At 66.9% G+C, this 26,384-nt stretch carries 27 protein-coding genes and 1 pseudogene; 6 read left to right on the top strand and 22 right to left on the bottom strand.

The window, feature by feature from the left end; all coding sequences use genetic code 11:
* Positions 1-4: 4 nt before the first annotated feature.
* The 14 genes from rplR to AB7P10_RS09185 all read right to left on the bottom strand — a co-directional run bounded on the left by rplR (position 5) and on the right by AB7P10_RS09185 (position 10,778).
* Positions 5-370, bottom strand: coding sequence for a 50S ribosomal protein L18 (gene rplR, locus AB7P10_RS09250; protein WP_428293552.1), 366 nt, complete (start codon positions 368-370; stop codon positions 5-7).
* A gap of 11 nt (positions 371-381) precedes the next feature.
* A complete protein-coding gene (gene rplF, locus AB7P10_RS09245; RefSeq protein WP_428293551.1) occupies positions 382-915 on the bottom strand; it encodes a 50S ribosomal protein L6 in 534 nt (177 codons plus the stop codon).
* Positions 916-937: 22 nt separating this feature from the next.
* The gene (rpsH, locus tag AB7P10_RS09240) at positions 938-1,333 is read right to left on the bottom strand and encodes a 30S ribosomal protein S8 (protein ID WP_428293550.1); all 396 of its coding nucleotides are present in this window, start codon (positions 1,331-1,333) and stop codon (positions 938-940) included.
* 18 nt (positions 1,334-1,351) lie between these two features.
* On the bottom strand, positions 1,352-1,657 hold the full coding sequence (gene rpsN / locus AB7P10_RS09235; protein WP_428293549.1) for a 30S ribosomal protein S14: 306 nt from the start codon (positions 1,655-1,657) through the stop codon (positions 1,352-1,354).
* An 8-nt stretch (positions 1,658-1,665) separates the two neighbouring features.
* On the bottom strand, positions 1,666-2,205 hold the full coding sequence (rplE, locus tag AB7P10_RS09230; protein ID WP_297396180.1) for a 50S ribosomal protein L5: 540 nt from the start codon (positions 2,203-2,205) through the stop codon (positions 1,666-1,668).
* Between the two features lie 2 nt (positions 2,206-2,207).
* Entirely contained in the window at positions 2,208-2,528 is a 321-nt protein-coding gene (rplX, locus tag AB7P10_RS09225) for a 50S ribosomal protein L24 (RefSeq protein WP_066267894.1), read from the bottom strand.
* Positions 2,529-2,537: 9 nt separating this feature from the next.
* On the bottom strand, positions 2,538-2,906 hold the full coding sequence (rplN, locus tag AB7P10_RS09220; protein WP_428293548.1) for a 50S ribosomal protein L14: 369 nt from the start codon (positions 2,904-2,906) through the stop codon (positions 2,538-2,540).
* Between the two features lie 182 nt (positions 2,907-3,088).
* Positions 3,089-4,669 carry an FAD-dependent oxidoreductase gene (locus tag AB7P10_RS09215; protein WP_428293547.1) on the bottom strand — a complete coding sequence of 527 codons (1,581 nt, stop codon included), beginning with the start codon at positions 4,667-4,669 and terminating at the stop codon, positions 3,089-3,091.
* Between the two features lie 70 nt (positions 4,670-4,739).
* On the bottom strand, positions 4,740-6,473 hold the full coding sequence (locus AB7P10_RS09210; protein ID WP_428293546.1) for an ABC transporter substrate-binding protein: 1,734 nt from the start codon (positions 6,471-6,473) through the stop codon (positions 4,740-4,742).
* A 91-nt stretch (positions 6,474-6,564) separates the two neighbouring features.
* Positions 6,565-6,873 carry a DUF2160 domain-containing protein gene (locus AB7P10_RS09205; RefSeq protein ID WP_428293545.1) on the bottom strand — a complete coding sequence of 103 codons (309 nt, stop codon included), beginning with the start codon at positions 6,871-6,873 and terminating at the stop codon, positions 6,565-6,567.
* 57 nt (positions 6,874-6,930) lie between these two features.
* Complete coding sequence (locus AB7P10_RS09200; protein ID WP_428293544.1) at positions 6,931-7,743, bottom strand: carbohydrate ABC transporter permease; 813 nt, start codon at positions 7,741-7,743, stop codon at positions 6,931-6,933.
* The gene (locus tag AB7P10_RS09195) at positions 7,736-8,629 is read right to left on the bottom strand and encodes a carbohydrate ABC transporter permease (RefSeq protein ID WP_428293543.1); all 894 of its coding nucleotides are present in this window, start codon (positions 8,627-8,629) and stop codon (positions 7,736-7,738) included. The genes AB7P10_RS09200 and AB7P10_RS09195 overlap by 8 nt, the downstream gene beginning before the upstream one ends.
* Positions 8,626-9,702 (bottom strand): ABC transporter ATP-binding protein, encoded by a 1,077-nt coding sequence (locus tag AB7P10_RS09190; RefSeq protein ID WP_428293542.1) that lies wholly within the window; start codon positions 9,700-9,702, stop codon positions 8,626-8,628. The genes AB7P10_RS09195 and AB7P10_RS09190 overlap by 4 nt, the downstream gene beginning before the upstream one ends.
* On the bottom strand, positions 9,702-10,778 hold the full coding sequence (locus AB7P10_RS09185; RefSeq protein ID WP_428293541.1) for an ABC transporter ATP-binding protein: 1,077 nt from the start codon (positions 10,776-10,778) through the stop codon (positions 9,702-9,704). Before AB7P10_RS09185 ends, AB7P10_RS09190 begins: the two co-directional genes overlap by 1 nt.
* A gap of 173 nt (positions 10,779-10,951) precedes the next feature.
* Between AB7P10_RS09185 and AB7P10_RS09180 the strand changes: the two genes are divergently transcribed.
* From AB7P10_RS09180 to proC, 3 genes are all read left to right on the top strand, one after another.
* On the top strand, positions 10,952-11,734 hold the full coding sequence (locus AB7P10_RS09180; protein WP_428293540.1) for a DeoR/GlpR family DNA-binding transcription regulator: 783 nt from the start codon (positions 10,952-10,954) through the stop codon (positions 11,732-11,734).
* A gap of 35 nt (positions 11,735-11,769) precedes the next feature.
* A complete protein-coding gene (gene glpK / locus AB7P10_RS09175) occupies positions 11,770-13,263 on the top strand; it encodes a glycerol kinase GlpK (protein WP_428293539.1) in 1,494 nt (497 codons plus the stop codon).
* A gap of 65 nt (positions 13,264-13,328) precedes the next feature.
* A complete protein-coding gene (gene proC, locus AB7P10_RS09170) occupies positions 13,329-14,162 on the top strand; it encodes a pyrroline-5-carboxylate reductase (protein WP_428293538.1) in 834 nt (277 codons plus the stop codon).
* A gap of 166 nt (positions 14,163-14,328) precedes the next feature.
* Here proC and AB7P10_RS09165 read toward each other — a convergent pair whose 3' ends face one another.
* From AB7P10_RS09165 to recG, 5 genes and pseudogenes are all read right to left on the bottom strand, one after another.
* A complete protein-coding gene (locus tag AB7P10_RS09165; RefSeq protein ID WP_428293537.1) occupies positions 14,329-15,117 on the bottom strand; it encodes a hypothetical protein in 789 nt (262 codons plus the stop codon).
* Positions 15,118-15,384: 267 nt separating this feature from the next.
* The gene (ubiA, locus tag AB7P10_RS09160) at positions 15,385-16,242 is read right to left on the bottom strand and encodes a 4-hydroxybenzoate octaprenyltransferase (protein WP_428293536.1); all 858 of its coding nucleotides are present in this window, start codon (positions 16,240-16,242) and stop codon (positions 15,385-15,387) included.
* Entirely contained in the window at positions 16,239-16,742 is a 504-nt protein-coding gene (locus AB7P10_RS09155) for a Dps family protein (protein ID WP_428293535.1), read from the bottom strand. The genes ubiA and AB7P10_RS09155 overlap by 4 nt, the downstream gene beginning before the upstream one ends.
* 57 nt (positions 16,743-16,799) lie before the next feature.
* Positions 16,800-17,757, bottom strand: a pseudogene (locus tag AB7P10_RS09150) (hydrogen peroxide-inducible genes activator).
* 55 nt (positions 17,758-17,812) lie between these two features.
* The gene (gene recG / locus AB7P10_RS09145; RefSeq protein WP_428293534.1) at positions 17,813-19,903 is read right to left on the bottom strand and encodes an ATP-dependent DNA helicase RecG; all 2,091 of its coding nucleotides are present in this window, start codon (positions 19,901-19,903) and stop codon (positions 17,813-17,815) included.
* Between the two features lie 70 nt (positions 19,904-19,973).
* Between recG and queA the strand changes: the two genes are divergently transcribed.
* Genes queA through tgt form a run of 3 tightly spaced genes read left to right on the top strand, consistent with a single transcriptional unit; the run spans position 19,974 to position 23,495 of the window.
* Positions 19,974-21,080 (top strand): tRNA preQ1(34) S-adenosylmethionine ribosyltransferase-isomerase QueA, encoded by a 1,107-nt coding sequence (gene queA, locus AB7P10_RS09140; protein WP_428293533.1) that lies wholly within the window; start codon positions 19,974-19,976, stop codon positions 21,078-21,080.
* Complete coding sequence (locus AB7P10_RS09135) at positions 21,077-22,291, top strand: PQQ-dependent sugar dehydrogenase (RefSeq protein WP_428293532.1); 1,215 nt, start codon at positions 21,077-21,079, stop codon at positions 22,289-22,291. Before queA ends, AB7P10_RS09135 begins: the two co-directional genes overlap by 4 nt.
* Before the next feature lie 31 nt (positions 22,292-22,322).
* Positions 22,323-23,495 carry a tRNA guanosine(34) transglycosylase Tgt gene (gene tgt / locus AB7P10_RS09130; RefSeq protein WP_428293531.1) on the top strand — a complete coding sequence of 391 codons (1,173 nt, stop codon included), beginning with the start codon at positions 22,323-22,325 and terminating at the stop codon, positions 23,493-23,495.
* Here the strand turns inward: tgt and ygiD are convergent.
* The 3 genes from ygiD to AB7P10_RS09115 form a co-directional block, all read right to left on the bottom strand.
* Positions 23,492-24,382: a 4,5-DOPA dioxygenase extradiol gene (gene ygiD / locus AB7P10_RS09125; RefSeq protein WP_428293530.1), complete on the bottom strand. Its 891-nt coding sequence runs from the start codon at positions 24,380-24,382 to the stop codon at positions 23,492-23,494. The genes tgt and ygiD overlap by 4 nt on opposite strands.
* A 100-nt stretch (positions 24,383-24,482) precedes the next feature.
* On the bottom strand, positions 24,483-25,544 hold the full coding sequence (locus tag AB7P10_RS09120) for a serine endopeptidase (RefSeq protein ID WP_428293565.1): 1,062 nt from the start codon (positions 25,542-25,544) through the stop codon (positions 24,483-24,485).
* A 46-nt stretch (positions 25,545-25,590) separates the two neighbouring features.
* Entirely contained in the window at positions 25,591-26,382 is a 792-nt protein-coding gene (locus AB7P10_RS09115; protein ID WP_428293529.1) for a DUF2145 domain-containing protein, read from the bottom strand.
* Positions 26,383-26,384: the final 2 nt, after the last annotated feature.

Genomic DNA, 26,384 nt, shown 5'->3' with positions numbered 1-26,384 from the left:
GTGATCAGAACTGCAGACCGGCTTCGCGCGCCGCATCTGCCAAAGCTTTCACCCGGCCGTGGTATGCAAAACCGGAACGGTCAAAGGCCACTTTCTCGATGCCAGCAGCCTTCGCCTTTTCAGCGATGCGCTTGCCCACCAGAGCTGCGGCGACGGTGTTGCCGCCCTTGCCGGCACCGCCGATCTGGGCACGAACCTCGGCCTCGGCCGTCGATGCGGTCGCCAGCACGCGAGCGCCGTCGTCGGAGATGACACTGGCGTAGATGTGCAGGTTGGTGCGGTTCACGCTCAGGCGCACGGCGCCTTGCTGCGCGATGCGGATACGCGTCTGGCGGGCGCGGCGGAGACGTTGCTCTTTCTTGGTCAACATGATCCTGGTCCTTATTTCTTCTTGGTTTCCTTGATCACGACCTTCTCATCCGCATAGCGGATGCCCTTGCCCTTGTAGGGCTCGGGAGGGCGAACGGCTCGCACCTCGGAAGCGATCTGACCCACACGCTGGCGGTCGGAACCCTTGATGACGATTTCAGTTGGCGTCGGGGTTTCCACCTTGATGCCGGCGGGCATGTCCATCACCACTGGATGGGAATAGCCAACCGTCAGGTTGAGCTTGGCGCCTTGCGCCTGCGCCTTGTAACCCACACCCAACAGCGTCAGCTTCTTCTCGAAGCCCTTGCTCACGCCGTTGACCATGTTGTTGACCAGTTGGCGCATGGTGCCCGACATGGCGTTGGCTTCGCGCGAGTCATCCGCGGGAACAAACGTCAGCGTGCCAGCGTTGTTCTCCACCTTGACCAGCGCGTTCTGCGTCAGGGCCAGGGCACCCAGGGCACCCTTGACGTTGATCTGGTTGTCCTTGAACGCGATCTCCACCCCGGCAGGGACGGCGACCGGCAGTTTTCCAATACGTGACATCAGTTTCTCCTCAATGCCCGCATCAGGCGACGTAACACAGGACTTCGCCACCGACACCAGTGGCGCGCGCCTTGCGGTCGGTCATCACGCCCTGCGGCGTGGTGACGATGGCCACGCCCAGGCCGTTCTGAACCTGAGGAATGGCATTGCGCCCCCGGTAGACGCGCAGTCCGGGACGGCTCACACGCTCGATGTGCTCAATCACGGGGCGGCCGGCGTAGTACTTGAGGGCAATCTCAAGCTCATTCTTGCCATCGGCGCTCTTGACCTGGAAGCCATCGATGTAGCCCTCGTCCTTCAGGACCTGGGCGATCGCGGCCTTGACTTTGGAGGCCGGCATCGTCACGACGGCCTTCTCGACCATCTGCGCGTTGCGGATGCGGGTCAACATGTCGGCAATAGGATCACTCATGCTCATTTGTGCTTCTCCTAATGCTTACCAGCTGGCTTTGGTGACGCCGGGAATCTCACCGGCAAATGCCATCTCACGGACCTTGGCGCGGGCCAGGCCGAAGTGAGCGAAGGTGCCACGCGGGCGACCGGTGATCTCGCAGCGGTTGCGCTGACGGGTCGGGTTCGCGTTGCGGGGCAGCTTTTGCAGCGCCAGACGGGCTGCATCGCGCTCTTCTTCGCTCTTCTTGGCATCGCTGGACGTTGCCTTGAGCTCGGTGTATTTCTTGGCGAACTTGGCGGCGAGTTTCTCGCGCTTGAGTTCACGTTGGAGTAGTGCTTGTTTAGCCACGCGCCACCTCAGTTCTTGAACGGGAAACGGAAACCAGCCAGAAGAGCCTTGCACTCTTCATCGTTCTTGGCGGTCGTCGTGATGCTGATGTTGAGACCGCGCAAGGCATCCACCTTGTCGTACTCGATCTCGGGGAAGATGATCTGTTCCTTGACGCCCACGTTGTAGTTGCCACGACCGTCAAACGAGCGGCCGGAAATACCACGGAAGTCGCGCACACGCGGCAGCGCCACGGTGACGAAGCGGTCCAGGAATTCGTACATGCGAGCACCACGCAGGGTCACCATGCAGCCAATGGCCTGCTGCTCGCGGATCTTGAACCCGGCGATGGCCTTGCGGGCCTTGGTCACCACCGGCTTCTGGCCGGCGATCTTGGTCAGGTCGCCCACCGCGTTGTCCATGACTTTCTTGTCGGCCACAGCCTCGCTCACACCCATGTTGAGCGTGATCTTGGTGATACGCGGCACCTCCATGGTCGACTTGTAGCCGAACTTCTTCATCAGGTCCGGGGCGATGGTGTCGCGGAAAACTTCTTGCAAACGTGCCATGGTCATGCCACCTTGATTTCTTCGCCGCTGGACTTGAAGACGCGCACTTTCTTGCCGTCGGCCAGGAGCTTGATGCCCACGCGATCCGCCTTGCCCGTGGCGCCATTGAAGATGGCCACATTGGACTGGTGGATGGGCATGGTCTTTTCGATGATGCCGCCGGTGATGCCCTTCATCGGGTTTGGCTTGGCATGCTTCTTGACGAGGTTCACGCCTTCGACCACCAGTCGGCTGTCGTCGCTGCGCTGCAGCACCTTGCCGCGCTTGCCTTTGTCGCGACCGGCAATCACGATGACTTCATCGCCACTACGAATCTTGTTCATGATGATTCCTCAGAGAACCTCGGGCGCCAGCGACACGATCTTCATGAACTTCTCGGTGCGCAGCTCGCGCGTGACAGGTCCGAAGATGCGGGTGCCGATGGGCTCCAGTTTGGCGTTGAGCAACACTGCCGCGTTGCCGTCGAATTTGATCAGGGCGCCGTCCTGGCGGCGAAGACCCTTGGCGGTGCGAACCACCACGGCGTTGTACACCTCGCCTTTTTTGACGCGGCCACGCGGCGCAGCTTCCTTGACGGTGACTTTGATGACGTCGCCCACACTGGCGTAACGACGCTTGGAGCCGCCGAGCACCTTGATGCACATCACGGACTTCGCGCCCGTGTTGTCAGCAACATCGAGTCGAGATTGCGTTTGAATCATTTGATTTAAGTCCCAACTTGAATCCCCCCAGCCACCACGGCCGGGAGTGATCAGTCTTGGGCCCGTCGTCGAAGGTCAGCCCGGCTTTTGCCGTGCTGACCCGCTTCGGTGGGCAGATAGCTCTCCGCTTTTTCAAGCGAAGCCGCGCATTATGGCATGACTTTCAGGGTCGGTCAACCAAGTCAGGGAGCAATTGGCAAGTACCGGGCGCACAGGGCCTGGAATGGCTCGAGTTCCGGGTCGCTGCCCAGTTCCTCCACCAGGATGGCTGCCACCGCAGGGGCCATGCGGGCAGCTTCGGCGGCGTCCAGGAAGAGCACACGCCAGCGCCGTGCCAGCACGTCTTCAACGGTATGGGCATGCTCGAAACGGGCTGCATAGCGCACCATCGCCTCGGTCAGCCCCGCGCCCAGCGCCTGCCCCTTCCCGGGGCAGGCGGTCACCTGGGGCGCTTCGGTGCCATACAGGTGCAGCCCCGGCGCCGCATGAATGGGCGTGGCAGGACTGGCGGTCGCCGCCGCACCCAGCAGCGCGTGAGTGGCACTCAGGCCACCCGGCCGGCGCGGCAGCAAGTGGCTGGCGAAGCAACGTTCGAGCACGTCTTCGGCCATGGCGCGGTAGGTGGTCCATTTGCCGCCCGTGACCGTGACCAGACCATTGGCATCGACCACGATGGTGTGCTCGCGTGACAACACCTTGGTCCCGCCCTGGGCCGCTTCAGGTGCCGCGACCAGTGGACGCAGCCCCACCCAGAGACTGCGAATGTCCTCGCGGCGCACCGGGCGACTCAGCGCCTGGCTGGCCTCGCCAAGGATGAATTCCAGCTCTTCGGCGAACGCATCGGGTTCGCGCGCGAGGTCGCCCCGGGGGGTGTCGGTGGTACCCAGCACCAGCTTGCCCAGCCAGGGCACGGCAAACAGCACCCGGCCATCGCGCGTCCGGGGCACCAGCAGGGCGTGCCCTCCGGGCATGAAGTCGCGGTCGACCACCACGTGCACGCCCTGGCTCGGGCTGACCATGCGGGACGGCGCTCCCTGGGTGGCCGCCGGCTGGGTGTGGTCGCGCAGGGCGTCCACCCAGACGCCGGTCGCATTGACCACGCAGCGCGCCTGCAGTTGCAGCGTGAGGCCACCACGGCGGTCGACCACTTCCAGTGTCGACAGCGGCGTCTCGCTCCCGGCGATCTGGCGCACCGCCGTGACTTCTGCGTAATTCAGCACGCGGGCTCCCGCGGCCTCGGCGCTGCGCGCGAGCGCCAGCGCCAGGCGGGCATCGTCGAACTGGCCGTCCCAGTACTTCACGCCGCCGCGCAGGCCGGCCGGGTTCACCCCGGGCAACGCCCGCAGAGCCGCGTCCCGATCGAGGAATTCGGTGCGCCCCAGGCCGGCGCCACCTGCCAGCAGGTCGTAGAGCTTGAGGCCCAGGCCATAGAAAGGTGTCTGCCACCACCGGTAGGACGGCATGACGAAGGGCAGCGGCTGCGCCAGGTGCGGCGCGATGCGCAGCACGGTGGCGCGCTCGGCCAGCGCCTCGCGCACGAGCGCGAGGTTGCCCTGCGCGAGGTAGCGCACACCGCCGTGCAGCAGCTTGGTGGACCGCGAGGAGGTGCCGCCGGCGAAGTCGTGCGACTCCAGCAGCACCACCGAGAAACCGCGCAGCGCGGCATCGAGCGCCACCCCGAGGCCGGTGGCACCGCCACCGACGACCGCCAGGTCGAACACACCGTGACGTGGCAGCGATTCAAGCAGGTCTGCGCGTTTCATGAATGAGGGGATGGCCTCCCGCACCATGGCGGTGCAGGAGGCAGGTTGCTACAAAAACCGATGCATCAGATCAGCGTGCCTTGCCATTCTTCCATGCATTGAGCAACTGGTCGTAGGCGATGGTTTCCCCCTTGGGCTTCTCGTTGGCAAGCTTCTTCCAGGGTGCTGCCTTGTCGCTGAGGTACTTGTTGGGATCGCCCTTGGGGTTGAGCTTGGGCGCGCAGCGCTCCATGCCCGCGCGCTCCAGGCGGCTCATGACCTGGTCCATCTGCTCGGCCAGGTTGTCCATCGCGGCCTGGGGCGTCTTCTCCCCGGTCACGGCCTGGGCCACGTTCTGCCACCAGAGCTGGGCCAGCTTGGGGTAGTCGGGCACGTTGGTGCCGGTGGGCGTCCAGGCCACGCGCGCGGGGCTGCGGTAGAACTCGACCAGACCGCCGAGCTTGGGCGCCATGTCGGTCATGGCCTTGCTCTGGATGTCGGACTCGCGGATTGGCGTCAGGCCCACGATGGTCTTCTTCAGCGACGTGGTCTTGGCGGTCACGAATTGCGCGTAGAGCCAGGCGGCGGCCGTGCGGTTGGCGTCGTGCTTCTCGAAGAAGGTCCACGAGCCCACATCCTGGTAGCCGTTCTGCATGCCCTGCTTCCAGTAGGGACCGTTCGGACCGGGCGCCATGCGCCACTTGGGCGTGCCATCCGCATTGACCACCGGCAGGCCGGGCTTGGTCATGTCGGCGGTAAAGGCGGTGTACCAGAAGATCTGCTGCGCGATCTGGCCCTGCGCGGGCACCGGGCCGGCTTCGCCGAAGGTCATGCCGGTGGCTTCCTTGGGCGCGTACTTCTTCATCCAGTCGACGTACTTGGTCAGCGCATAGACGGCGGCGGGCGAATTGGTGGCGCCGCCGCGTGAGACGCTGGCACCCAGCGGGTTGCAGCCGTCGGCCGAGGCACGGATGCCCCATTCGTCCACCGGCTTGCCGTTCGGGATGCCGATGTCGGCCGTGCCGGCCATCGAGAGCCAGGCGTCGGTGAAACGCCAGCCCAGCGACGGGTCCTTCTTGCCGTAGTCCATGTGGCCGTAGATCGGCTTGCCGTCGATGGTCTTGACGTCCTCGCTGAAGAAGGCGGCAATGTCCTCGTACGCGCTCCAGTTCAGCGGCACACCCAGGTCGTAGCCGTACTTCGCCTTGAACTTGTCCTTCAGGTCCTGACGCGCGAACAGGTCGGCGCGGAACCAGTACAGGTTGGCGAACTGCTGGTCGGGCAGCTGGTAGAGCTTGCCGTCCGGCGCTGTGGTGAAGCTGGTGCCGATGAAGTCCTTGATGTCCAGCCCCGGGTTGGTGAACTCCTTGCCCTTGCCGGCCATGTAGTCCGTCAGGTTCATGATCTTGCCGTAGCGGTAGTGCGTGCCGATCAGGTCGGAGTCGCTGATCCAGCCGTCGTAGATCGACTTGCCCGACTGCATCGAGGTCTGCAGTTTCTCGACCACGTCGCCTTCCTGGATCAGGTCGTGCTTGACGGTGATGCCGGTGATCTCGCTGAAGGCCTTGGCCAGCGTCTTGCTCTCGTACTCATGGGTGGTGATCGTCTCGGAGACGACCGAAATCTCGTTCACGCCCTTGGCCTTGAGCTTGGCCGCGGCCTGGATGAACCACTTCATCTCCTCGGCCTGCTGCGCCTTGCTCAGGGTGGAGGGCTGGAATTCGCTGTCGATCCACTTCTTGGCGGCGGCCTCGTCGGCCCACGCCGGCAGGGAACCCATGGCCAGCAGCGCGGCCAGGGCCAGTGTCGTGTGTCGCAATCTCATGTTGTCTCCTCGAGCGGTAGGTGCTTCCCCGGTGTGTGACAGGTCTCGGCCCCGGGGAAGCAAAGGGCCGAATGTCGCGAAGAAAGCGCGTTCAACCCTTGCGCAGCACCCACAGCAGCCAGGCCATGGAGGTCACAAAGGCGATCCAGATGCTCGGCTCCTGCTCCAGCGAGAGCCATTCGGCCAGCCAGCCCGCCAGGCCGATGAAAGCCAGGTTGATGTAGGCCGCGCCGAGCAGGCCGATGAACAGGCGGTCGCCGCGGGTGGTGACCATGGGCAGGAAGCCCTTGCGCTCCACCGTGGGCGACTTGATTTCCCACACGGTCATGCCCACGAGCATGAGCGCGATGCAGGTGAAGAAAACGGCCACGGGCGTGGTCCAGACCATCCACTGAAACATAAAACCCCCAATCAGTTGGGGTCAGAGCACGCTGCGCGTGGTCTGACCCGCAAAGTTTCAGACGCGGCCCATCGCGAAGCCCTTCGCGATGTAGTGCCGCACAAACCAGATGACGATCGCACCCGGCACGATGGTGAGCACGCCAGCGGCGGCCAGCGTGGCCCAGTCCATGCCGCTGGCGCTCACCGTGCGCGTCATCGTTGCCACGATGGGCTTGGCATTCACGCTGGTGAGCGTTCGCGCCAGCAGCAGTTCGACCCAGCTGAACATGAAGCAGAAGAACGCGGCCACGCCCACGCCGGCCTTGATCAGCGGCAGGAAGATGGTGAAAAAGAAGCGCGGGAAGCTGTAGCCGTCGATGTAGGCGGTCTCGTCGATCTCGCGCGGGATGCCGCTCATGAAGCCTTCCAGGATCCACACCGCCAGCGGCACGTTGAACAACAGGTGCGCCATGGCCACGGCGATGTGCGTGTCCATCAGGCCCAACGTGGTGTAGAGCTGGAAAAAGGGCAGCAGGAACACGGCCGGCGGCGTCATGCGGTTGGTGAGCAACCAGAAGAACACGTGCTTGTCGCCCAGGAAGCGGTAGCGCGAGAAGGCGTAGGCCGCCGGCAGCGCGACCGTGAGCGAGATCACGGTGTTGATGCCCACGTAGATCAGGCTGTTGATGTAGCCCGAGTACCACGATGGGTCGGTGAAGATAGTGCGGTAGTTGTCCCAGGTGAATTCCGCCGGCCAGAGCGTGAACGCCGACAGGATCTCCTGGTTGGTCTTGAAGCTCATGTTGACCATCCAGTAGATGGGCAGCAGGGCAAAGATGAGGTAAGCGACGAGGAACAGCGTCCTCTTGCGGAAGCGGCGTTCATGCATGGCCCTGCTCCTTGCCGGACGTGCCCAGGCGCTGCATCCAGTTGTAGAGCACGAAGCAGAACAGCAGGATGATGAGGAAATAGATCAGCGAGAACGCCGCGGCCGGGCCCAGGTCGAACTGGCCGACTGCCTTGGTCGTGAGGTACTGAGAGAGGAAGGTGGTGGCGTTGCCGGGGCCGCCGCCGGTGAGCACGAAGGGCTCGGTGTAGATCATGAAGCTGTCCATGAAGCGCAGCAGCACCGCGATCATGAGCACGCCGCGCATCTTGGGCAGCTGGATGTAGCGGAACACCGCCCAGCGGCTCGCGCCGTCGATGCTGGCGGCCTGGTAGTAGGCGTCGGGGATGCTGCGCAGGCCCGCGAAGGCCAGCAGCGCCACCAGCGGCGTCCAGTGCCACACGTCCATGGCCAGCACCGTCCACCATGCGTGCGCCGAATTGCCGGTGTAGCTGTACTCCATGCCGGCCCACTGCAGGAAGTAGCCGAGCAGGCCAATGTCGGCCCGGCCGAAGATCTGCCAGATGGTCCCCACCACGTTCCACGGGATCAGCAGCGACAGCGCCACCAGCACCAGCACGGCCGATGACTTCCAGCCCTGCGCCGGCATGGACAGCGCCAGCGCGATGCCCAGAGGGATCTCCACCAGCAGCACGGCGAGCGAGAACTGGATCTGCCGCCACAGCGCCAGGTGCAGTTCCTCGTCGCGCATCACGGCGGCAAACCATTCGGTGCCGACGAACACGCGCCGCTCGGGCGAGAAGATGTCCTGCACCGAGTAGTTCACCACCGTCATCAGCGGCAGCACGGCCGAGAAGGCCACGCACAGGATCACCGGCAGCACGAGCCACCAGGCCTTCTGGTTCACGGGTTTGGTCGTTGCGCTCATCCAATGAGCTCCTCGTTCTTGTAGAAGCAGGTGTGCTGGCCCAGGACGCGCAGATGAACCGTCTGGCCTGCCGTGGGTGCCTCTGCCTCGGGTGCGAGCCGGCACTTGAGCCGGTGCCCGCCGGCCTCGCAGGTGACCATCACATAGGTGCCGATGTCCTGCACCCTCGTCACGGTCGCGGGCAGGGTGTTGACCTCGCCTGCGGCGCCCAGCGCCAGGTACTCGGGGCGGATGCCGAGCTTGAGTTCGCCTTCGGGCAGGGCCTGGCCTGCGGTGAGCGCGAGCGGCTGCTCCAGCACCAGCAGGCCGCCGCGCACGCTGGTCGCGGGCAGGAAGTTCATGCCGGGCGAACCGATGAAGTGGCCCACGAAGGTGTGTGCGGGGCGCTCGAACAAGGCCTCGGCCGCGCCCACCTGCACCGCGCGACCGCGCGACATCACCACCACCTCGTCGGCAAAGGTCAGCGCCTCCACCTGGTCGTGCGTCACATAAATCAGCGTGAGCTTGAGCTCGTGGTGGATCTGCTTGAGCTTGCGCCGCAGCTGCCATTTCAGGTGCGGGTCGATCACCGTCAGCGGCTCGTCGAACAGCACGGCCGACACGTCCGAGCGCACCAGGCCGCGGCCGAGCGAGATCTTCTGCTTCTGGTCGGCGGAGAGGCCGGCCGCGCGCATGTCGAGCTGGTGGCTCATCTCCAGCATCTCGGCGATGCGGCCCACCCGGTCCTTGATTTCGGCCTCGGGCACCTTGCGGTTCTTCAGGGGAAAGGCGAGGTTCTGCGCCACGGTCATGGTGTCGTAGATCACCGGGAACTGGAACACCTGCGCGATGTTGCGCTGCTGCGGGCTTTGCCGCGTCACGTCCCGGCCATCGAATTGCACCGAGCCCTGGGACGGCACGAGCAGGCCCGAGATGATGTTGAGCATGGTGGTCTTGCCGCAGCCCGAGGGCCCGAGCAGCGCGTAGGCGCCGCCGTCCTCGAACGCCATCTTCAGTGGCAGCAGCGCGTAGTCCTCGTCCCGCGTGGGGTTGGGCCGGTAGGCATGCGCCAGGTCCAGTTCGATGCGCGCCATCAGCCGGCCCTCCCGGCCCGCGCCGGCGCGTGCACCAACGGCCCGTCGGCGTCAAAAACAAACAGGCTCCCAGGCTGCAGGTAAAGCGTGATCGGGTCACCGAGCGGGCAGTCGTGCACGCCACCAAGCTGCGCCACCAGTTCACCCACGGCCGTGTGCACGTGCACGAAGGTGTCGGAGCCGGCGATCTCGGCGAGTTCCACACGGCCGGGGATGGCCACGTCGCCCTCGCGCGCCACCACCCGCAGGCCGCCGGCGCGCAGGCCCAGCGTCAGGCGGGCCGGCGCGCTGGTGGGCAGTTGCAGTGGCCAGACTTCGCCACCGGCGACCCGCACGCCCCCGGCCACCGCGTCGGCGGCCATCAGGTTCATGGGCGGGTCGCTGAAAGCGCGCGCCACGCGGATGTTCTTGGGCGCGTGAAACACCTCGGCGGTCGGGCCGTACTGCAGCAGCTCGCCCGCATCCATCACCGCGGTGTGTCCGCCCAGCAGCAGCGCCTCACCCGGCTCGGTGGTGGCATAGACCACGGTGGAATCGCCGGTGGCAAAAAGATGGGTGAGTTCCTCGCGCAGCTCCTCGCGCAGCTTGTAGTCCAGATTCACCAGGGGTTCGTCGAACAGCATCAAGGGCGCCCCTTTTGCCAGCGCACGCGCCAGGGCCACGCGCTGCTGCTGTCCGCCCGAGAGCTCGGCCGGCAGGCGGTCGAGAAACATCTCGATGTGCAGGCGCTCGGCGAGTTCGCGCACGCGCTGCTCCACGTCGCGCTCACCGCGCAGGCGCATCGGGGAGGCGATGTTCTGCGCCACCGTCATCGAGGGGTAGTTGACGAACTGCTGGTAGACCATGGCGACGTTGCGCTGGCGCACCGGCACGCGCGTCACATCCGCGCCATCGGCCAGCACACGGCCGGTGCTGGCCGTGTCCAGGCCGGCCATGATGCGCATCAGGCTGGTCTTGCCGGCCTGGGTGGCGCCCAGCAGCACGGTCACCGCGCGCGGCGCCAGGCTCAGGCTTTGGGGGTAGAGGTGAACGGCGGGCCCGACGGTCTTGCCCACCTGCTCCAGAGAAAGCTGCATGCATGTCCCAATGTGAAAAAACGCACGCCGCGGTTCGGCTGCGTTTCGCTTGGGTGATTCTATTGTTCGTTTCTGTTCCTTTTTATTCGGTATTTACCCTGACCTGGGCCAAAAAGAATTTCCGTTATGTTCGGGTGACCTTGCCGAGCTTCCTTCCAGCGCCCACCTGCCCGATGAACCTCAACCCCCGACACACCCAACTGCTGGACGAAGTGCGCGCCCACGGCCCGCAGACCATCGAGGCCCTGGCCGAACGCTTCGGCGTGACGCTGCAAACCGTGCGGCGCGACGTGCAGCGCCTGGCCGAAGCCGGCCTGCTCTCGCGCTTCCATGGCGGCGTGCGCCAGCCCGGATCGACCACCGAGAACATCGCCTACCGCCAGCGCCAGGCCATGCAGGCCGACGCCAAGACGCGCATCGCACGCAGCGTGGCGCGGCGCGTGCCCAACGGCTGCTCGCTGATCATGAACATCGGCACCACCATCGAGGCGGTCGCGCGCGAACTGCAGCACCACCGCGGCCTGCGCGTGATCACCAACAACCTGCACATCGCCTCGCTGATGAGCACCAACCCGGACTGCGAGGTGATCGTCGCCGGCGGGCTGGTGCGCGGCGCCGACCAGGGCATCGTGGGTGAGGCCACGGTGGATTTCATGCGCCAGTTCAAGGTCGACATCGGCCTGATCGGCATCAGCGGCATCGAGGCCGATGGCACGCTGCGCGACTTCGACTACCGCGAGGTGAAGGTGGCGCGCGCCATCGTCGAACAGTCGCGCGAGGTCTGGCTCGCCGCGGACCACAGCAAGTTCAACCGGCCCGCGATGGTGGAGCTGGCACGGCTGGACGACATCGACGTGGTCTTCACCGACCTGCCGCCCCCGCCACCTTTCGACGAACTGCTGGCCACGGCCAATGTCGAATGCGCGCTGGCCGGCACCGAGATCAACCACACCTGAGCCGACAACGCCTGAACTTTTTTCGAGACAGCGACATGACCTACCTGCTTGCCCTGGACCAGGGCACCTCCAGTTCGCGCAGCATCGTGTTCGACCGCGCCGGCCGCGTCGTCACCATGGCCCAGCGCGAGTTCCGCCAGATCTACCCACAGCCCGGCTGGGTCGAGCACGACCCGCGCGACCTCTGGCAGACCCAGCTGGAGACGGCGCGCGAGGCGCTGAAACAGGCCGGGCTGCGCGCCGACCAGATCGCTGCCGTGGGCATCACCAACCAGCGCGAAACCACGCTGCTGTGGAGCCGCTTGACCGGCGAGCCCGTCTACAACGCCATCGTCTGGCAGGACCGGCGCGCCGAGGGCACCTGCGCCGCACTGCGCGAGGCCGGCCATGCCGACACCGTGCTGCAAAAGACCGGTCTGCGCATCGACGCCTACTTCTCCGGCACCAAGCTCAAGTGGATGCTGGACCACGTCCCCGGCGCGCGCGCCCAGGCCGAGCGCGGCGAACTCGCCTTCGGCACAGTCGACACCTGGCTGATCTGGCAGCTCACCGGCGGCGCGCGCCACGTCACCGACGTGAGCAACGCCTCGCGCACCATGCTCTTCAACGTGCACACCTGCCAGTGGGACGACGATCTGCTCGCCTTGCTCGACATCCCGAAAAGCCTGATGCCCGAAGCCCTGCCGTCGAGCGCGCACTTCGGCGAGATGAAAACCGAATGGCTGGGCGCGCCGCTGGAGATCGGCGGCGTCGCGGGCGACCAGCAAAGCGCTCTCTTCGGTCAGGCCTGTTTCACCGCCGGCATGGCCAAGAACACCTACGGCACCGGCTGCTTCATGCTCATGCACACCGGCGAGCGCTTCCAGGTCAGCCAGAACGGCCTGATCACCACCGCCACCGCGCAGCCGCCGGGGCCGCAGCAGTACGCGCTGGAAGGCAGCGTGTTCATCGGCGGCGCGGTGGTGCAGTGGCTGCGCGACGGCCTCAAGGCCATCCAGTCCAGCAGCGAGGTGCAGGCGCTGGCCGAGAGCGTGCCCGATGCCGGGGGCGTGGTGCTGGTGCCCGCCTTCACCGGCCTGGGCGCGCCCTACTGGCAGCCCGAGGCGCGCGGCAGCATCACCGGACTCACGCGCGGCACGACCATCGCGCACATCGCGCGCGCGGCGCTGGAAAGCATCGCCTTCCAGAGCGCGGCCCTGCTCGACGCCATGGCCCGCGACGCCGTGGCCGCCGGCGGCGTGCCGGTGAGCGAACTGCGCGTGGACGGCGGCGCCTGCGCCAACGACCTGCTGATGCAGATCCAGGCCGACCTGCTCGGCATCCCGGTGGTGCGCCCGGCGGTGATCGAGACCACCGCGCTCGGCGCCGCCTACCTCGCCGGCCTGCACAGCGGCGTGTACGGCGGGCTGGACGAACTGTCGAAACAGTGGCGCGCCGAACGCACCTTCCACCCCACGTTGTCGCGCGAACGCGCGGCGGAAAAAATGGCGCAGTGGGAACACGCGGTGCGACAGACCGTGGCACCCTGAACGCGCCCTGACAGCGCCCTGACTGGCACCACGCGGCGGCGCTGGCGGCGCGCGACAATGGCGCGATGAGCACGACGACCCGCACCCACCCCACCATCACCTTCATCGGCGGCGGCAACATGGCCAGCGCCATCGTCGGCGGCCTGCTGCGCCAGGGCCATCCGGCCAGCGCGCTGCAGATCGTCGAACCCTGGGACGAGCAGCGCACGAAGCTCGCGCAACAATTCCCCGGCGTTGCGCTGCACGCCGCCGCCAGCGCGGAGCTGCGCCCGTCGGACCTCGTGGTCTGGGCCGTCAAGCCGCAGACCTTCAAGGACGCCGCACTCGCCAGCCAGCCCCACCTGGGCAGCGCGCTGCACCTGAGCGTTGCCGCCGGCATCACCAGCGAGAGCATGGCAGGCTGGCTGCAAACCCAGCGCATCGTGCGCGCCATGCCCAACACCCCCGCCCTGGTCGGCCTGGGCATGACCGGCCTGTTCGCCCGCGCCGGCGCCAGCAACGCCGACCGCACGCTGGTGGAGACGGTGGTGAAGACCACCGGCGATCTGGTGTGGGTCGCCACCGAACGCGACCTGGACGCCGTCACCGCCATCTCCGGCTCAGGCCCGGCCTACGTGTTCTATTTCCTCGAAGCCATGCGCGACGCCGGCACCCGCATGGGCCTGCCGCCCGACGTGGCCTACCAGCTCGCGGTGGGCACTTTCGTTGGTGCGTCCACGCTGGCGCAACGTTCGGAAGATCCGCCACAAACGCTGCGCGAGCGTGTCACGTCCAAGGGCGGGACGACGTATGCCGCGCTGACCTCGATGGAGGCGGCGGGTGTGAAGGCGAAGTTTGAAGAGGCGCTGTTCGCGGCGCAGCAACGCGCCGAGGAATTGGGTCGCGAGTTCGGGAAGTAAGCCTCGCGCTCGGCTCGCGGACGCGGTGCGCTCTGCTCCGCGGCTGTCCCCCGGGGCCTGCGGCCCCTCCTCCTTGATGCCGCTGCGCAGAGCGCACCGCATCCGCGAGCGATAGTGGCGGGCGAGGAGTGAAGTGGGATTGACTCCGACATTGAAAACTTGTCGCCTAGCCAAGCAAGTCGGCATGTTGACCGTCCGCAACCTCGCCAAGAAAACGCACCAAAGGCGCAACTAAGTTTGCCGCGATGTATGGCTTCATAGGAAACGCGCCGGCTTGGGAAGACTGGATTCCCCATATCCAGTACTTCATACTGCCCTCGACAAACCTGGCGGCAAATATCGGGCCACCACTGATGCCGACCATGGAGGGTAGTTGGTCGGTCGGAACCACCTCGAAGTAGCAACGAAGCGGATGCTCTTCGAGTTCCGCAGGGCATGTGTCGAGTGATTTCAGCAGCGCGCTTATGGCTTTGAGGCGAACCTGATTAGTTGCCAACTGCGCGCCATGATCAGGCACACCGCATACAAAGAACAGTTCCGGCCTTACCTGATCGTCAGGCCAAGCGCCCTCGTCAAGAGGGACAACTCCGTTTGCCTCCAACTGAGCGGCCTCCAAGTCGCCCAGGATCAAAAGGCCGTAGTCCATAAGCTCACCGTCGAGTGGCACAGTGGGAAGGGCCGCGTCATAGTCAAAAGGGACTGGGTCCGAATACTTTGACGCGATCGAAAGTGCATCTATCAGTCGCGCTCTCTCTATTGACCAGCCTTGATTCCTCAGCGCCCCGACCTTCTGAAGACAGTGCCCTGCGGTGACAAGGAGCCAATTTCCTCGAACTTGAACTGCAAATGCTGAAAAAAGAAACGGAAGCGACGATCCATCCGAGTTCCTCAATTCAAGATAGACAGGTACCAGATGTCGCGCGAAGGTTTCAATGAGGGGTGTGCTTGATTTCATAGCGCCAACAGTGTCCGTTTTTGACCGATTCGCAACATCGTAGTGCGCACAGGCGATCTCGGATCGCATAAGTCCTCAGACCTTCACGTGGTCTGCTCGCCAGAGGCGGCGCCACGCACGCCCTCTCGCCTGTCTGCCCACGGACGCGGTGTGCCCTGCGCAGCGGGGTAAAGGAGGAGACGGCACCAGCCGTCGGGGGACACCCGCGGAGCAGGGCACACCGCGTCCGTGGGCACGCGAGGCATCACGACCTAAACGCAGCGTGCGTCAACCCAACCCGAGCGCCACACCCACAAACACCGTGAACCCCAACCAGTGGTTGAGCCGGAAAGCCTTGAAGCAGCCTTCGCGTGTGCGGTCCTTGATGAGCTGGAAGTGCCACGCCACCTGCGCCAGCGCCACCAGCAGCATGGCGCTCCACACCCAGGGGTTCACCACGGCCCAGAGCGCCGCGGTCCATACCGCGAGGTACACCAGGTAGAACGCGGTGACGGCGGGCACGTCGGCATCACCCAACGTGATGGCCGAGGTCTTCATGCCGATCTTCAGGTCGTCGTCGCGGTCGACCATGGCGTACTCAGTGTCGTAGGCCAGCACCCAGAACAGGTTGCCGGCCATCAGCACCCAGGCCAGCGGCGGCACCTGCGACTGCACGGCGGCGAAGGCCATGGGCACGCCGAAGCTGAAGGCCACGCCCAGCACCGCCTGGGGCAGGGAGACGTAGCGCTTGGCGTACGGGTAGACCAGCGTGATGGCCAGCGCGGCGAACGACATCAGCACCGTGAGTGTGTTGGTGGTGAGCACCAATGCGAAGGCGGTCAGCGCCAGCACCGCACCCAGCGCGAGGGCCTCGCGCACCGAGACCTTGCCCGAGGTGATGGGGCGCTGCGCCGTGCGCTTCACATGTTTGTCGAACTCGCGGTCGGCCACGTCGTTGACGCAGCAGCCCGCGCTGCGCATGAGGATGGTGCCGAGCACGAACACCGCCAGCAGTTGCCAGCCGGGAAATCCGCCGGCCGCCACCCACAGTGCGCCCAGCGAGGGCCACAGCAGCAGCAGCCAGCCCGCAGGCCGGTTCCAGCGGATCAGGTCGAGGTAGAGGGAAAAGCGGCTGGGTCCGCTCATTCTTCAAGCAGTGAACGCAGCATCCACGCGGTCTGCTCGTGCACCGTCAGGCGCTGCGTCAACAGGTCGGCGGTGGGTTCGTCGCCGGCCTTGTCCACCACGGGGAACAGCCCGCGCGCGGTGCGCGCCACGGCTTCGTGGCCCTGAACGAGGATGCGCACCATCTCCATCGCCTTCGGAGGGGTGGCCGGCGCGTCGGGCACCGAGGCGAGTTTGCCAAACTGGGCGTAAGAGCCCGGTGCCGCATGGCCCAGCGAGCGGATGCGCTCGGCCACCGGGTCCACCGCGCCCCAGAGCTCGGTGTACTGGGTCATGAACATGGCGTGCAGCGTGTTGAACATTGGCCCGGTCACGTTCCAGTGGAAGTTGTGCGTGGTCAGGTACAGGGTATAGGTGTCGGCCAGCAACTTGGACAGGCCTTTGGCGATGGCGGCACGGTCTTTCTCGGCAATGCCGATGTTGATGACGGGCGCGGCGGTCTTGGTGGCGGATTTGGCCATGAAGGGACTCCTGGGTTTGTGAGAAAGCGGTTGCGTGCCTCCAGTGTAGGCACGGGATCAGGACAGGCGTTTGACCCCGGGCAACTCGCAGGCATAAATGGCGTTGCGCAACTCGGCAATCGCCTCGTAGCGCGTGAAGCTGCGCCGCCAGGCCAGCACCACGCGGCGCGTGGGCGCCTCACCCTCGAACGGCAGGTAGCGCACGTAGGACGAATCGCCGAAGTCCTGCCCCGGCCTGGCCGCACCCTCGAGCGCGGACGACGGCACCGACAGGCGTGGCACCAGGGTCACGCCCATGCCGGCGGCCACCATGTGCTTGATGGTCTCCAGCGAGGAGCCCTCGAAGCTCTTGCGGATGCCCTCGGCGTCGTTGGAAAAACGGGCGAACTCGGGACAGACCTCCAGCACGTGGTCGCGAAAGCAGTGGCCCGTGCCCAGCAGCAGCATGGTCTCGCGCTTGAGCCGCTCGCTGGTGATGTGGTCCTGCTGCGCCAGCGGGTGCGTGTGCGGCACGGCGGCCAGAAAGGGTTCGTCGTACAGCGGCGCGATGGCGAGGTTGGTGTCCGGAAAAGGCTCGGCGAGGATGGCGCAGTCGATCTCGCCCAGGCGCAGTTGCTCCAGCAGGCGCACGGTGAAGTTTTCCTGCAGCATCAACGGCATCTGCGGCGTGCGGTCAATGACGTTGCGCACCAGGTCGGAGCAGGTAGGGGCCGATGGTGTAGATCACGCCCAGGCGCAGCGGCCCGGCCAGCGGGTCCTTGCCGCGCTTGGCGATTTCCTTGATGGCGGCGGCCTGCTCCAGCACGGTCTGCGCCTGGCGCACGATCTCCTCGCCCAGCGGCGTCACCGCGATCTCGCTGGCGTTGCGCTCGAAGATCTTGAGCTCGAGTTCTTCCTCCAGCTTCTTGATGGCCACCGACAGCGTGGGCTGCGAGACGTAGCAGGCCTCGGCCGCCTTGCCGAAATGCCGCTCCCTGGCCACGGCCACGATGTACTTGAGTTCGGTCAGCGTCATGGGCACCTATTGTGCTCCGCCGGCCCGCCCGCATACGGGTGGCAGTGCGCGCCGCTCAGGCTTTCAGGTACTCGGCCTTGCCGCCCAGCCAGCGCGCGATGTGCTTTTCGGCCCGTTGCGGGTGCTGCGCCAGCATCACGGGTGCGGCCTCGCGCGCCCATTCGAGCAGGTGGGTGTCGGTGGCGAGGTCGGCAAAGCGCAGCAGCGGCGCGCCCGACTGGCGCGCGCCAAGGAATTCGCCCGGGCCGCGAATTTCGAGGTCGCGCCGCGCGATCTCGAAGCCGTCGCTGGTGTCAGCCATGGCCTTGAGGCGCTCGCGCGCGGTCTCGCCCAGGCGCCCGCCATCGGGCGGCGTGTACATCAGCACGCAGGCCGAGGCCGCCGCGCCGCGCCCCACGCGGCCGCGCAGCTGGTGCAGTTGCGAGAGGCCGAAGCGCTCGGCGTGTTCGATCACCATCAGCGAGGCGTTGGGCACGTCCACGCCGACCTCGATCACGGTGGTCGATACCAGCACACCCATCTGCCCGGCCGTGAACAGCGACATCACTGCCTTCTTCTCGGCCACCGGCATGCGCGAATGAAGCAGCCCAACCAGGACGCCCGGAAGTGATTCGCTCAACTCGGCATGCGTCGCGGTCGCGTTGGACAGATCCAGCGCCTCGCTCTCCTCGATCAGCGGACACACCCAGTACACCTGCCGGCCTTGCGCGAGCTGGCCGCGGATGCGCTCGATCACCTCGGCGCGGCGGCTGTCGGCCACCACCTTGGTGACGATGGGCGTGCGCCCGGGCGGCAGCTCGTCGATGGTGGAGACGTCGAGGTCGGCGTAGTAGCTCATGGCGAGCGTTCTGGGAATCGGCGTCGCGGTCATCATCAGAAGGTGGGGTTCACCCTCTGTCATGCCCGATCCCATCTTGCTGCGCAGCGCCAGTCGCTGCGCCACGCCGAAGCGGTGTTGCTCGTCGATGATGGCCAGCGCCAGGTTCCTGAACTGCACCTGCTCCTGGATGACGGCGTGCGTGCCCACCACCAGCGCGGCCTCGCCGCTGGCGATCAGCGCCAGCATCTCGGTGCGCTGCTTTTTCTTCTGGCTGCCGGTCAGCCAGGCCACGCGTTTGCCCAAGGGCGCGAGCAGCGGTTCCAGCCAGCCGATGAGCTTGGCAAAGTGCTGCTCGGCCAGGATCTCGGTGGGCGCCATCAGCGCGCACTGCCAGCCCGCGTCGATGGCGATGGCCGCGGCGAGCGCGGCCACCACCGTCTTGCCCGAACCCACATCACCCTGCAGCAGTCGGTGCATGGGCACCTGGCGCAGCAGGTCGCGTGCGATCTCCTCGCCCACGCGGCGCTGCGCGGTGGTGAGCGCGAACGGCAGGGCGGCCAGCAGCTGTTCATGCAGGCCGCCGGGCGCGGCGCGCAGGGCCGGAGCGCTCAGCGCGGCGCGCTCCTGCCGCGCGGTGAATTGCGAGAGCTGCTGCGCCAGCAACTCCTCGGCCTTCAGGCGCTGCCAGGCCGGGTGGCTGCGGTCCTCCAGCGCGTCGAGCGACACGTCCGGCCCCGGGTGGTGCAGGTACTGCAGCGCGTCGCGCAGCGTCCAGGTGCCGCGCACCACCGCCTGAAGGCCGTCCAGCAGCGCGGGCGGCAGCGTCTCGTCCAGGTCGGCATGCCTGAGGCCACTGGCCACCGCCTTGCGGATGTAGGCCTGCGGCAGTTGCGCGCTGGTGGGGTAGACCGGCGTCAGCGCATCGGGCAGTTCGCCACCGGCGGCGTGGAAGGCCGGGTGCACCATGGTCCAGCCCAGGAAGCCACCGCGCAGTTCACCGCGCACGCGCACCCGCGCGCCCACGGCCAGGGTTTTCTGGTGCGCGGGGTAGAAGGTGAAAAAGCGCAGCGTGCAGGTGTCGGTGCCATCGTCCACCGTGACCAGCAACTGGCGGCGCGGGCGGAAGCTGATCTCGCTGTGCGTGACCATGCCCTCGATCTGCGCCAGTTGCCCGTCGCGCGCGCCGCGCAATGTGACGATGCGGGTTTCGTCCTCGTAGCGCAGCGGCAGGTGCAGCGCCAGATCGATGTCGCGCACCAGCCCGAGCTTGTGCAAGGCCTTCTGCGGGGCACTCAGGGGCTTGCGGGCGGGGGAGGCATCGGGCATGGGACAATTCTGCCCGGTTCCCATCCGCTCCCTTTCACTTGGCACGGGCCTTGTTCGGCCCTCAAGCAGCATGACCTCCTCGCCTTCCGACACCGTCGCGCGCCCCTACACCGTCGCCGACTTCGACTTCCACCTCCCCCCCGAGCTGATCGCCCAGCACCCCGCGCCCGAGCGCAGCGCCTCGCGTCTGCTCGATGGCAGTGGCGGCCCGCCGGTGGACCGCGTGTTCCGCGAGCTGCCCGGCTTGCTGCGCGAAGGCGATTTGCTGGTATTCAACGACACGCAGGTGGTCAAGGCGCGCCTGTTTGGCCAGAAGTCCTCGGGCGGCCAGCTGGAGATGCTGATCGAGCGGGTGCTGCTGCCGCACGAAGCGCTGGACGGCAGCGGCCACGAGGTGGTGGCCCATCTGCGCGTGAGCAAGAAGCCGCAGATCGGTGGAGTGCTGCACATGGCGGGCGGCCTGGCCGGTGGCGGCTTCGACGCGGTGTTTCTCGGCCGCTGGCCCGACGAACAGGGCCAGCTGTTCCGCTTTCGCTTGCAGGGCCCGGCCGGCGAGACGCCGTACGAGCTGATGGCGCGCCATGGCCACGTGCCGCTGCCGCCCTACATCGACCATGGCGACGACGCCGACGACGAGCGCCGTTACCAGACCGTGTTTGCCCGCGTGCCCGGCGCAGTGGCCGCGCCCACCGCCGCGCTGCATTTCGATGAGGCGGTGCTGGCCGCGCTGGAGGCGCGCGGCGTGCGCCGCGCCAGCGTCACGCTGCACGTGGGTGCGGGCACCTTCGCGCCCATGAAAGCAGGGCGCATCGAAGACCACGTGATGCACCACGAGCGCTACGCCATCCCGCGGGCGACGTTGCAGGCGCTGGCCGATTGCCGCGCGCGCGGAGGCCGTGTGCTCGCCGTGGGCACCACCACCGTGCGCACGCTGGAGAGCTGGGCGCGCAGCGGCGAGACGGCGGGCGACACCAACATCTTCATCACGCCGGGTTTCGATTTCCGCGTGGTGGACCTGATGCTCACCAACTTCCACCTGCCGCAGTCCACGCTGATGATGCTGGTGAGCGCCTTCGCCGGCTTTGACCACATCAAGGCGCTGTATGCGCACGCGATCGCGCAGCGCTACCGCTTCTTCAGCTATGGCGACGCGATGCTGCTGGAGCGGCGCCGATGATCCGCCGCTGTGTCGCTGCCCTGGCCGCCTTGCTGGCCACCCTGGCCCAGGCGGCAACGCCCTACGCCGAACAGACGCCGTGCAACGGCCACCCCGGCATCGCGCTGAGCGTCCCGGCCGGCTGGTGCGCCGGCCTCGTGGCCGATGCGCGCGACGGCCTGCGCATGCCGCGCCGACTGCTGGAGGTGGCACCGGGCAGGTTCTGGATCGTCGACATGGGCAACTGGGAACCGCGCCGCGGCCGCCTGCTGGAACTGCGCACCGACGTGCCGCGCGGCCAGCCCGGGCGCGTGCGCGTGCTCGCCAGCCGGCTGGACCGACCGCACGGCCTGGCGAAGGGGCCCGATGGCCGCATTTACATCGGCGAAGCCGGCACGGTGTGGCGCACGCCGGTGGGCGATGCCGTACAGCGGCAGGACGTCATCACCGACCTGCCCACGGGCGGCGCGCACCCGCTCAAGGAACTGGCCTTCACGCCCGACGGCCGCCTGCTGATCAACATGGGATCGCTCACCGACGCCTGCCGGGGCGACGACCAGCAACAGCCTGAGCCCTGCCCCGAACTCACCGGCCCGCAATCGCACGCGGCGGTGTATGTCGCGACCTTCGGCGGCGACGATTTCGCGCTGCAAAGTTTCAGGCCCTTCGCCACCGGCCTGCGCAATTCGCTCGGCCTGGCCAGCACCACCGCGCGCGACGGCTCGGTGCGCCTGTGGCAGGCGGAAAACTCGGTGGACTACACCGACGCGACCCTGCCCGCCGAAGAACTCAACGAACTGAAGGATGGTGCGTCCTACGGCTGGCCGTATTGCGTGAGCGACGCGCGTGGCAAGGCCGTCGTGGCGCGTGGCTACGAAGGCCGCGCGCGCTGCGGCGGCCACAACGCGGCGCATGCGGCATGGCCGGCGCATGTGGCGCCGCTGCAGTTGCTCACCACGCCGAGCCACGTGACCACCGGCCCCTTCGCCGGCCGGCTGCTCGCGGTCTGGCATGGCTACCGCGCGGGCGGCCACCGCATCGTGGCCTGGCGGCTCGACGAACACGGCAGCCCCTTGGGCGCGCGCGAGGACCTCGTGCGCGGCTGGCACGCGCAGGCCGGCGTCCGGCCACTCGGCACGCCCGCCGGCGCCAGCTTCGACGCGCAAGGCCGCCTGTGGATCGTGGAAGACCGCAACCGCAGCGTGATCGTCATCGCGCCCCGACAACCCTGAACACCCGACACCTTCCCGTTGAAAGTGCACCATGCTGCAGTTTGAAGTCCTCCAGAACGACCCCACGAGCCACGCGCGCCGCGCCCGGCTCACGCTCAACCACGGCGTGGTCCAGACGCCCATCTTCATGCCCGTGGGCACCTACGGCACCGTCAAGGGCGTGATGCCGCAAAGCCTGCACGACATGGGGGCGCAGATCATCCTGGGCAACACCTTCCACCTCTGGATGCGCCCGGGCCGCGAGGTGATGCAGAGCTTTGGCGGCCTGCACGCCTTCGAGCAGTGGCACAAACCCATCCTGACCGACTCGGGCGGTTTCCAGGTGTGGTCGCTCGGCGCGATGCGCAAGATCACCGAAGACGGCGTGCACTTCGCCAGCCCCGTCAACGGCGACAAGCTCTTCATGTCGCCCGAGGTGAGCATGCAGATCCAGACCGGCCTGAACAGCGACATCGTGATGCAGCTCGACGAGTGCACGCCGTACGAGACCAACGGCCACATCACCACCGAAGCCGAGGCGCGCAAGAGCATGGAGATGAGTTTGAGGTGGGCGAAGCGATCACAGGATGAATTCGCGCGGCTGGAAAACCCCAACGCGCTGTTTGGCATCGTGCAGGGCGGCATGTTCGAGCACCTGCGCCAGGAGTCGCTGGACGCGCTGGTGTCCATGGACTTCCCCGGCTACGCCATCGGCGGCGTGAGCGTGGGCGAGCCGAAAGAGCAGATGTTGCAGATCATGGCGCACACGCCGCACCGCCTGCCCGCGCACAAGCCGCGCTACCTCATGGGCGTGGGCACGCCCGAGGACCTGGTGCAGGGCGTGGCCGACGGCGTGGACATGTTCGACTGCGTCATGCCCACGCGCAATGCGCGCAACGGCACGCTGTTCACCCGCTTTGGCGACCTGAAGATCCGCAACGCGCGCCACAAGACCGACCACCAGCCGCTGGACCCGACCTGCACCTGCCACGCCTGCGCCGGCGCCAGCGGGGTCAGCTGGGCCGACGGCGGGCGCGACGGCTTCAGCCGCGCCTACCTGCACCACCTGGACCGCTGCGGCGAAATGCTCAGCCCCATGCTGGCCACCATCCACAACCTGCACTACTACCTGAACCTCATGCGCGAGGTGCGCGAGGCGCTGGACGCCGGCACGTTCAGCGCATTCCGCGCGCAGTTCAAGGCCGACCGGGTACGTGGGGTCTAGCCAAACTGCAGACAGCGCATGCTCAGCGTGCCGCTGTGGAAGGCCTCGAACACGTGCTGGGGCACCTGCCCAGCATCGGCCGCGCCCAGGGCGTAGAGGAAGGGCCAGTAGTGGTCGGGCGTGGGCACCGCCATGCGCGCGGACATGTCCAGCCCGGTGTAGTCCAGCAAGGACTTGTCATCGCGCTGATCCAGCGCGCGCTTGACGCGCTCGTCGAAGGCCTGCGCCCAGGGCCGGCTGGCTTTCGATTGCTCGGGCGTGCCCCGGTCGGTCGCGCGCAGGTTGTGCACGATGTTGCCGCTGCCGATGATCAACACACCCTGCTCACGCAAGGCCTGCAGCTCGCGGCCCAGTGTGTAGTGGAAGTCGGCCGGCTTGTCGTAGTCGATCGAGACCTGAAACACGGGCACGTCCGCCTTCGGGAAGAGGTGGTGCAGCACCGTCCAGGTGCCGTGATCGAGCCCCCATTCCGTCGTGGGCACACTGGGGTTGCTGCGGATCAACTTCGCTGCGGCGCGCGCCAGCTCGGGATGGCCCTTGGCCGGGTACTGCATCTCGTGCAACTGGCGCGGGAAGCCGCCAAAGTCGTGGATCGTCGGCGGCTTCTCGTTCACCGTCACGCCTGTGGCGCCGCCGGTGAGCCAGTGGGCCGAGACGACCAGGATCGCGCGCGGCGCGGGCAGGCGCTTGCCCCAGGCCGCGAGTTCGCGGGTGAAGCGGTTGTCCGAGATCGCGTTCATCGGACTGCCATGGCCAATGAACAGCACCGGCAGGCGCTGCGCTTTGCCGGCGGCGTGGACGGCGGGCACCGAGGCGCTCAGCGACAGCAGCGCGGCGGATACCGCGCTCAGGGACGTGGATTCGAGGAAGAGGCGGCGAGAGAACATGAGTGGCAACGCAGGGAAATGAACCGCCTTTTTGGCGAGAGGCAGATCGTAGAGAGGCTTGCCACCCGTTGGGTTCCCTCGCCCCCGGAGAAAAATCGGCTCAGCCCGGGGCCGCCGCCCCGTCCGCCCGCGCCGCCGGCTCGCCACACGCATGGCAGTAGCGCGCGAATGCGCTCTTGCGCGTCTGGCAGGCGCCACAGGGGTTGTGCAGGCCCATCCCGCAGTGCGGGCAGAAGTCGTTTTTCGGGTCCTTCAGGTCCACCGCGCGCTCGCAGCCCGGGCACACGCCCTTGGCCAGACGGGTCTGCGCGAGGTCGTAGTCCAGCTCCTGGCGGCGCTGGCGGTCGGGCAGGGTCTCTGCCTGTTGCTGGCGCTCCAGGTAGCGCTGCAGCGCATGTATGGCGAAGCGCCCGCCGATCACCGTGATCACAATGCCCACGATGTAACGCACATAGCCGCCATAGCTGGGCAGGTAGGGCACCAGCTCCACGAAAAAGGCGAACAGTGCGAAAAAGATGAAGCCCCACACGAAAGGCCAGTACGTGCTCTTGCGCTGCTTCGCGAACAGCCAGCCCGCCGCCACCAGCAGGGGCAGCGTGAGCGCCAGGCGGTAGAGGAACACGCGCAACTCCTGCGCGCGCCGGGCCGACTCGTACGACTGGCGCGCGTCCTCCTGCATTTGCGCCAGTTCGGCCTGGGCACGTTGCCGCGCCTGCCGCGCGTTCAGTGCGGCCTGCTGTTGTGCCTCCACCGCTGCGAGCGCCTCGCGTTCGCTGCCGCGATAGCCCTCCAGTTGCTGCGTGCGCTCGATCAGTTCCGGGTCCTGCTCGGGCCGCTGGGTGGCGTTGCGCGTGGCCAGCCAGTTGCTGAAGGTGTCGCGCGCGGCGCGGTGGTTGGCCTGCGCGGTGCGGTGCCGCAACTGCGCCTGGTCCAGCGCGTCCTGCGCGTCCCGGGCCGCGCGCTGTGCGGCGTCGATGTCCTGCCTCAGTTGCGGCGCGCGCTGTGGATCCAGAAATTCATCAAGCGTGCGTTGCTGCTCCACCTGCGGCAGGTCGCCCACGATGGTGCTGCCCAGCCCCACCAGGAACCACGCGAACACGAAGGCCACCAACCACAGCCCCCGATGAAACCATTTCTCCGACCAACGCAACGCCTTGCCCATGTTCATGCCCTCCAGCGGTATTGAAACGATTGCAGACGGCGCAGGCTCACAGAGCCAGCGCCTGCGGTGCCGACGCGATGCCGCTGCGCGAGAACCAATGAAACACCGAGTCCACCGTGACGGTTTCGATGCGATCCGAGAAGCGCTTCTCGTTCGGGTGGTCGTCGAAGGCCACGTTGGCGGTGCCGGCGCGCGCGCCCAGCCGGGTGAACGCACCGAGGCGGAGCGTGGTCGGCTGGTAGGCCTTGAAGCGCAGCCAGGCCTGGGCCTGCTCGCGCGTCGCCACACCCGGCTCGGCCGCCATGGCCAGTGTCTCGATCGCCCATTGGTTGGACTGCTGGTAGCGCTGGCTCCAGGGGTAGCTCACCAGGTTGTAGGCGCGCTCGTGCAGCAACACCGCGCGGCGCGAATCGCTCAGCAATGCAAGCAGCGGCGCCTGCAGCGCAGGTGCGGGCACCGCCCAGGCGGCTTCATGGCGCCAGAGGTCGTCCAGAAAGAATTCGCCCAGGCCGTGCCGGTACAGGTCGCCCGTCGCCGTGCCGCACTGGTTGAGCTTGTGCAGCACGCGCCAGGGCCCCGCGTCGGTCTTGTAGGCCCAGCCCAGGTGCGAGTAGCGCAGCTGGTACTTGCTCAAGTCCTGCCCGGCGCGCGCCAGCACCACCACCCGCGCGCCGCTGCGGGCATGTTCGGCGTCCAGCGCCTGCGCGGTGCGCTGCGCCAGCGCCATGCCTTGTTCGATGTCATGCGCCGTCAAAGGCTTCTGTTCGCAGGAACGGCCGGCGTGGGCGGTGCCCAGGAGCCCCAGCGCCAGCGCCATGGCGCAGGCCATCTGTTTCATCG

The sequence above is a fragment of the Hydrogenophaga sp. genome, from assembly GCF_050182545.1.
Classification (GTDB): Bacteria; Pseudomonadota; Gammaproteobacteria; order Burkholderiales; family Burkholderiaceae_C; genus Hydrogenophaga.
The sequence above is the reverse complement of the archived record's forward strand: the minus strand, read 5'-3'. Positions and strand labels throughout refer to the sequence as shown.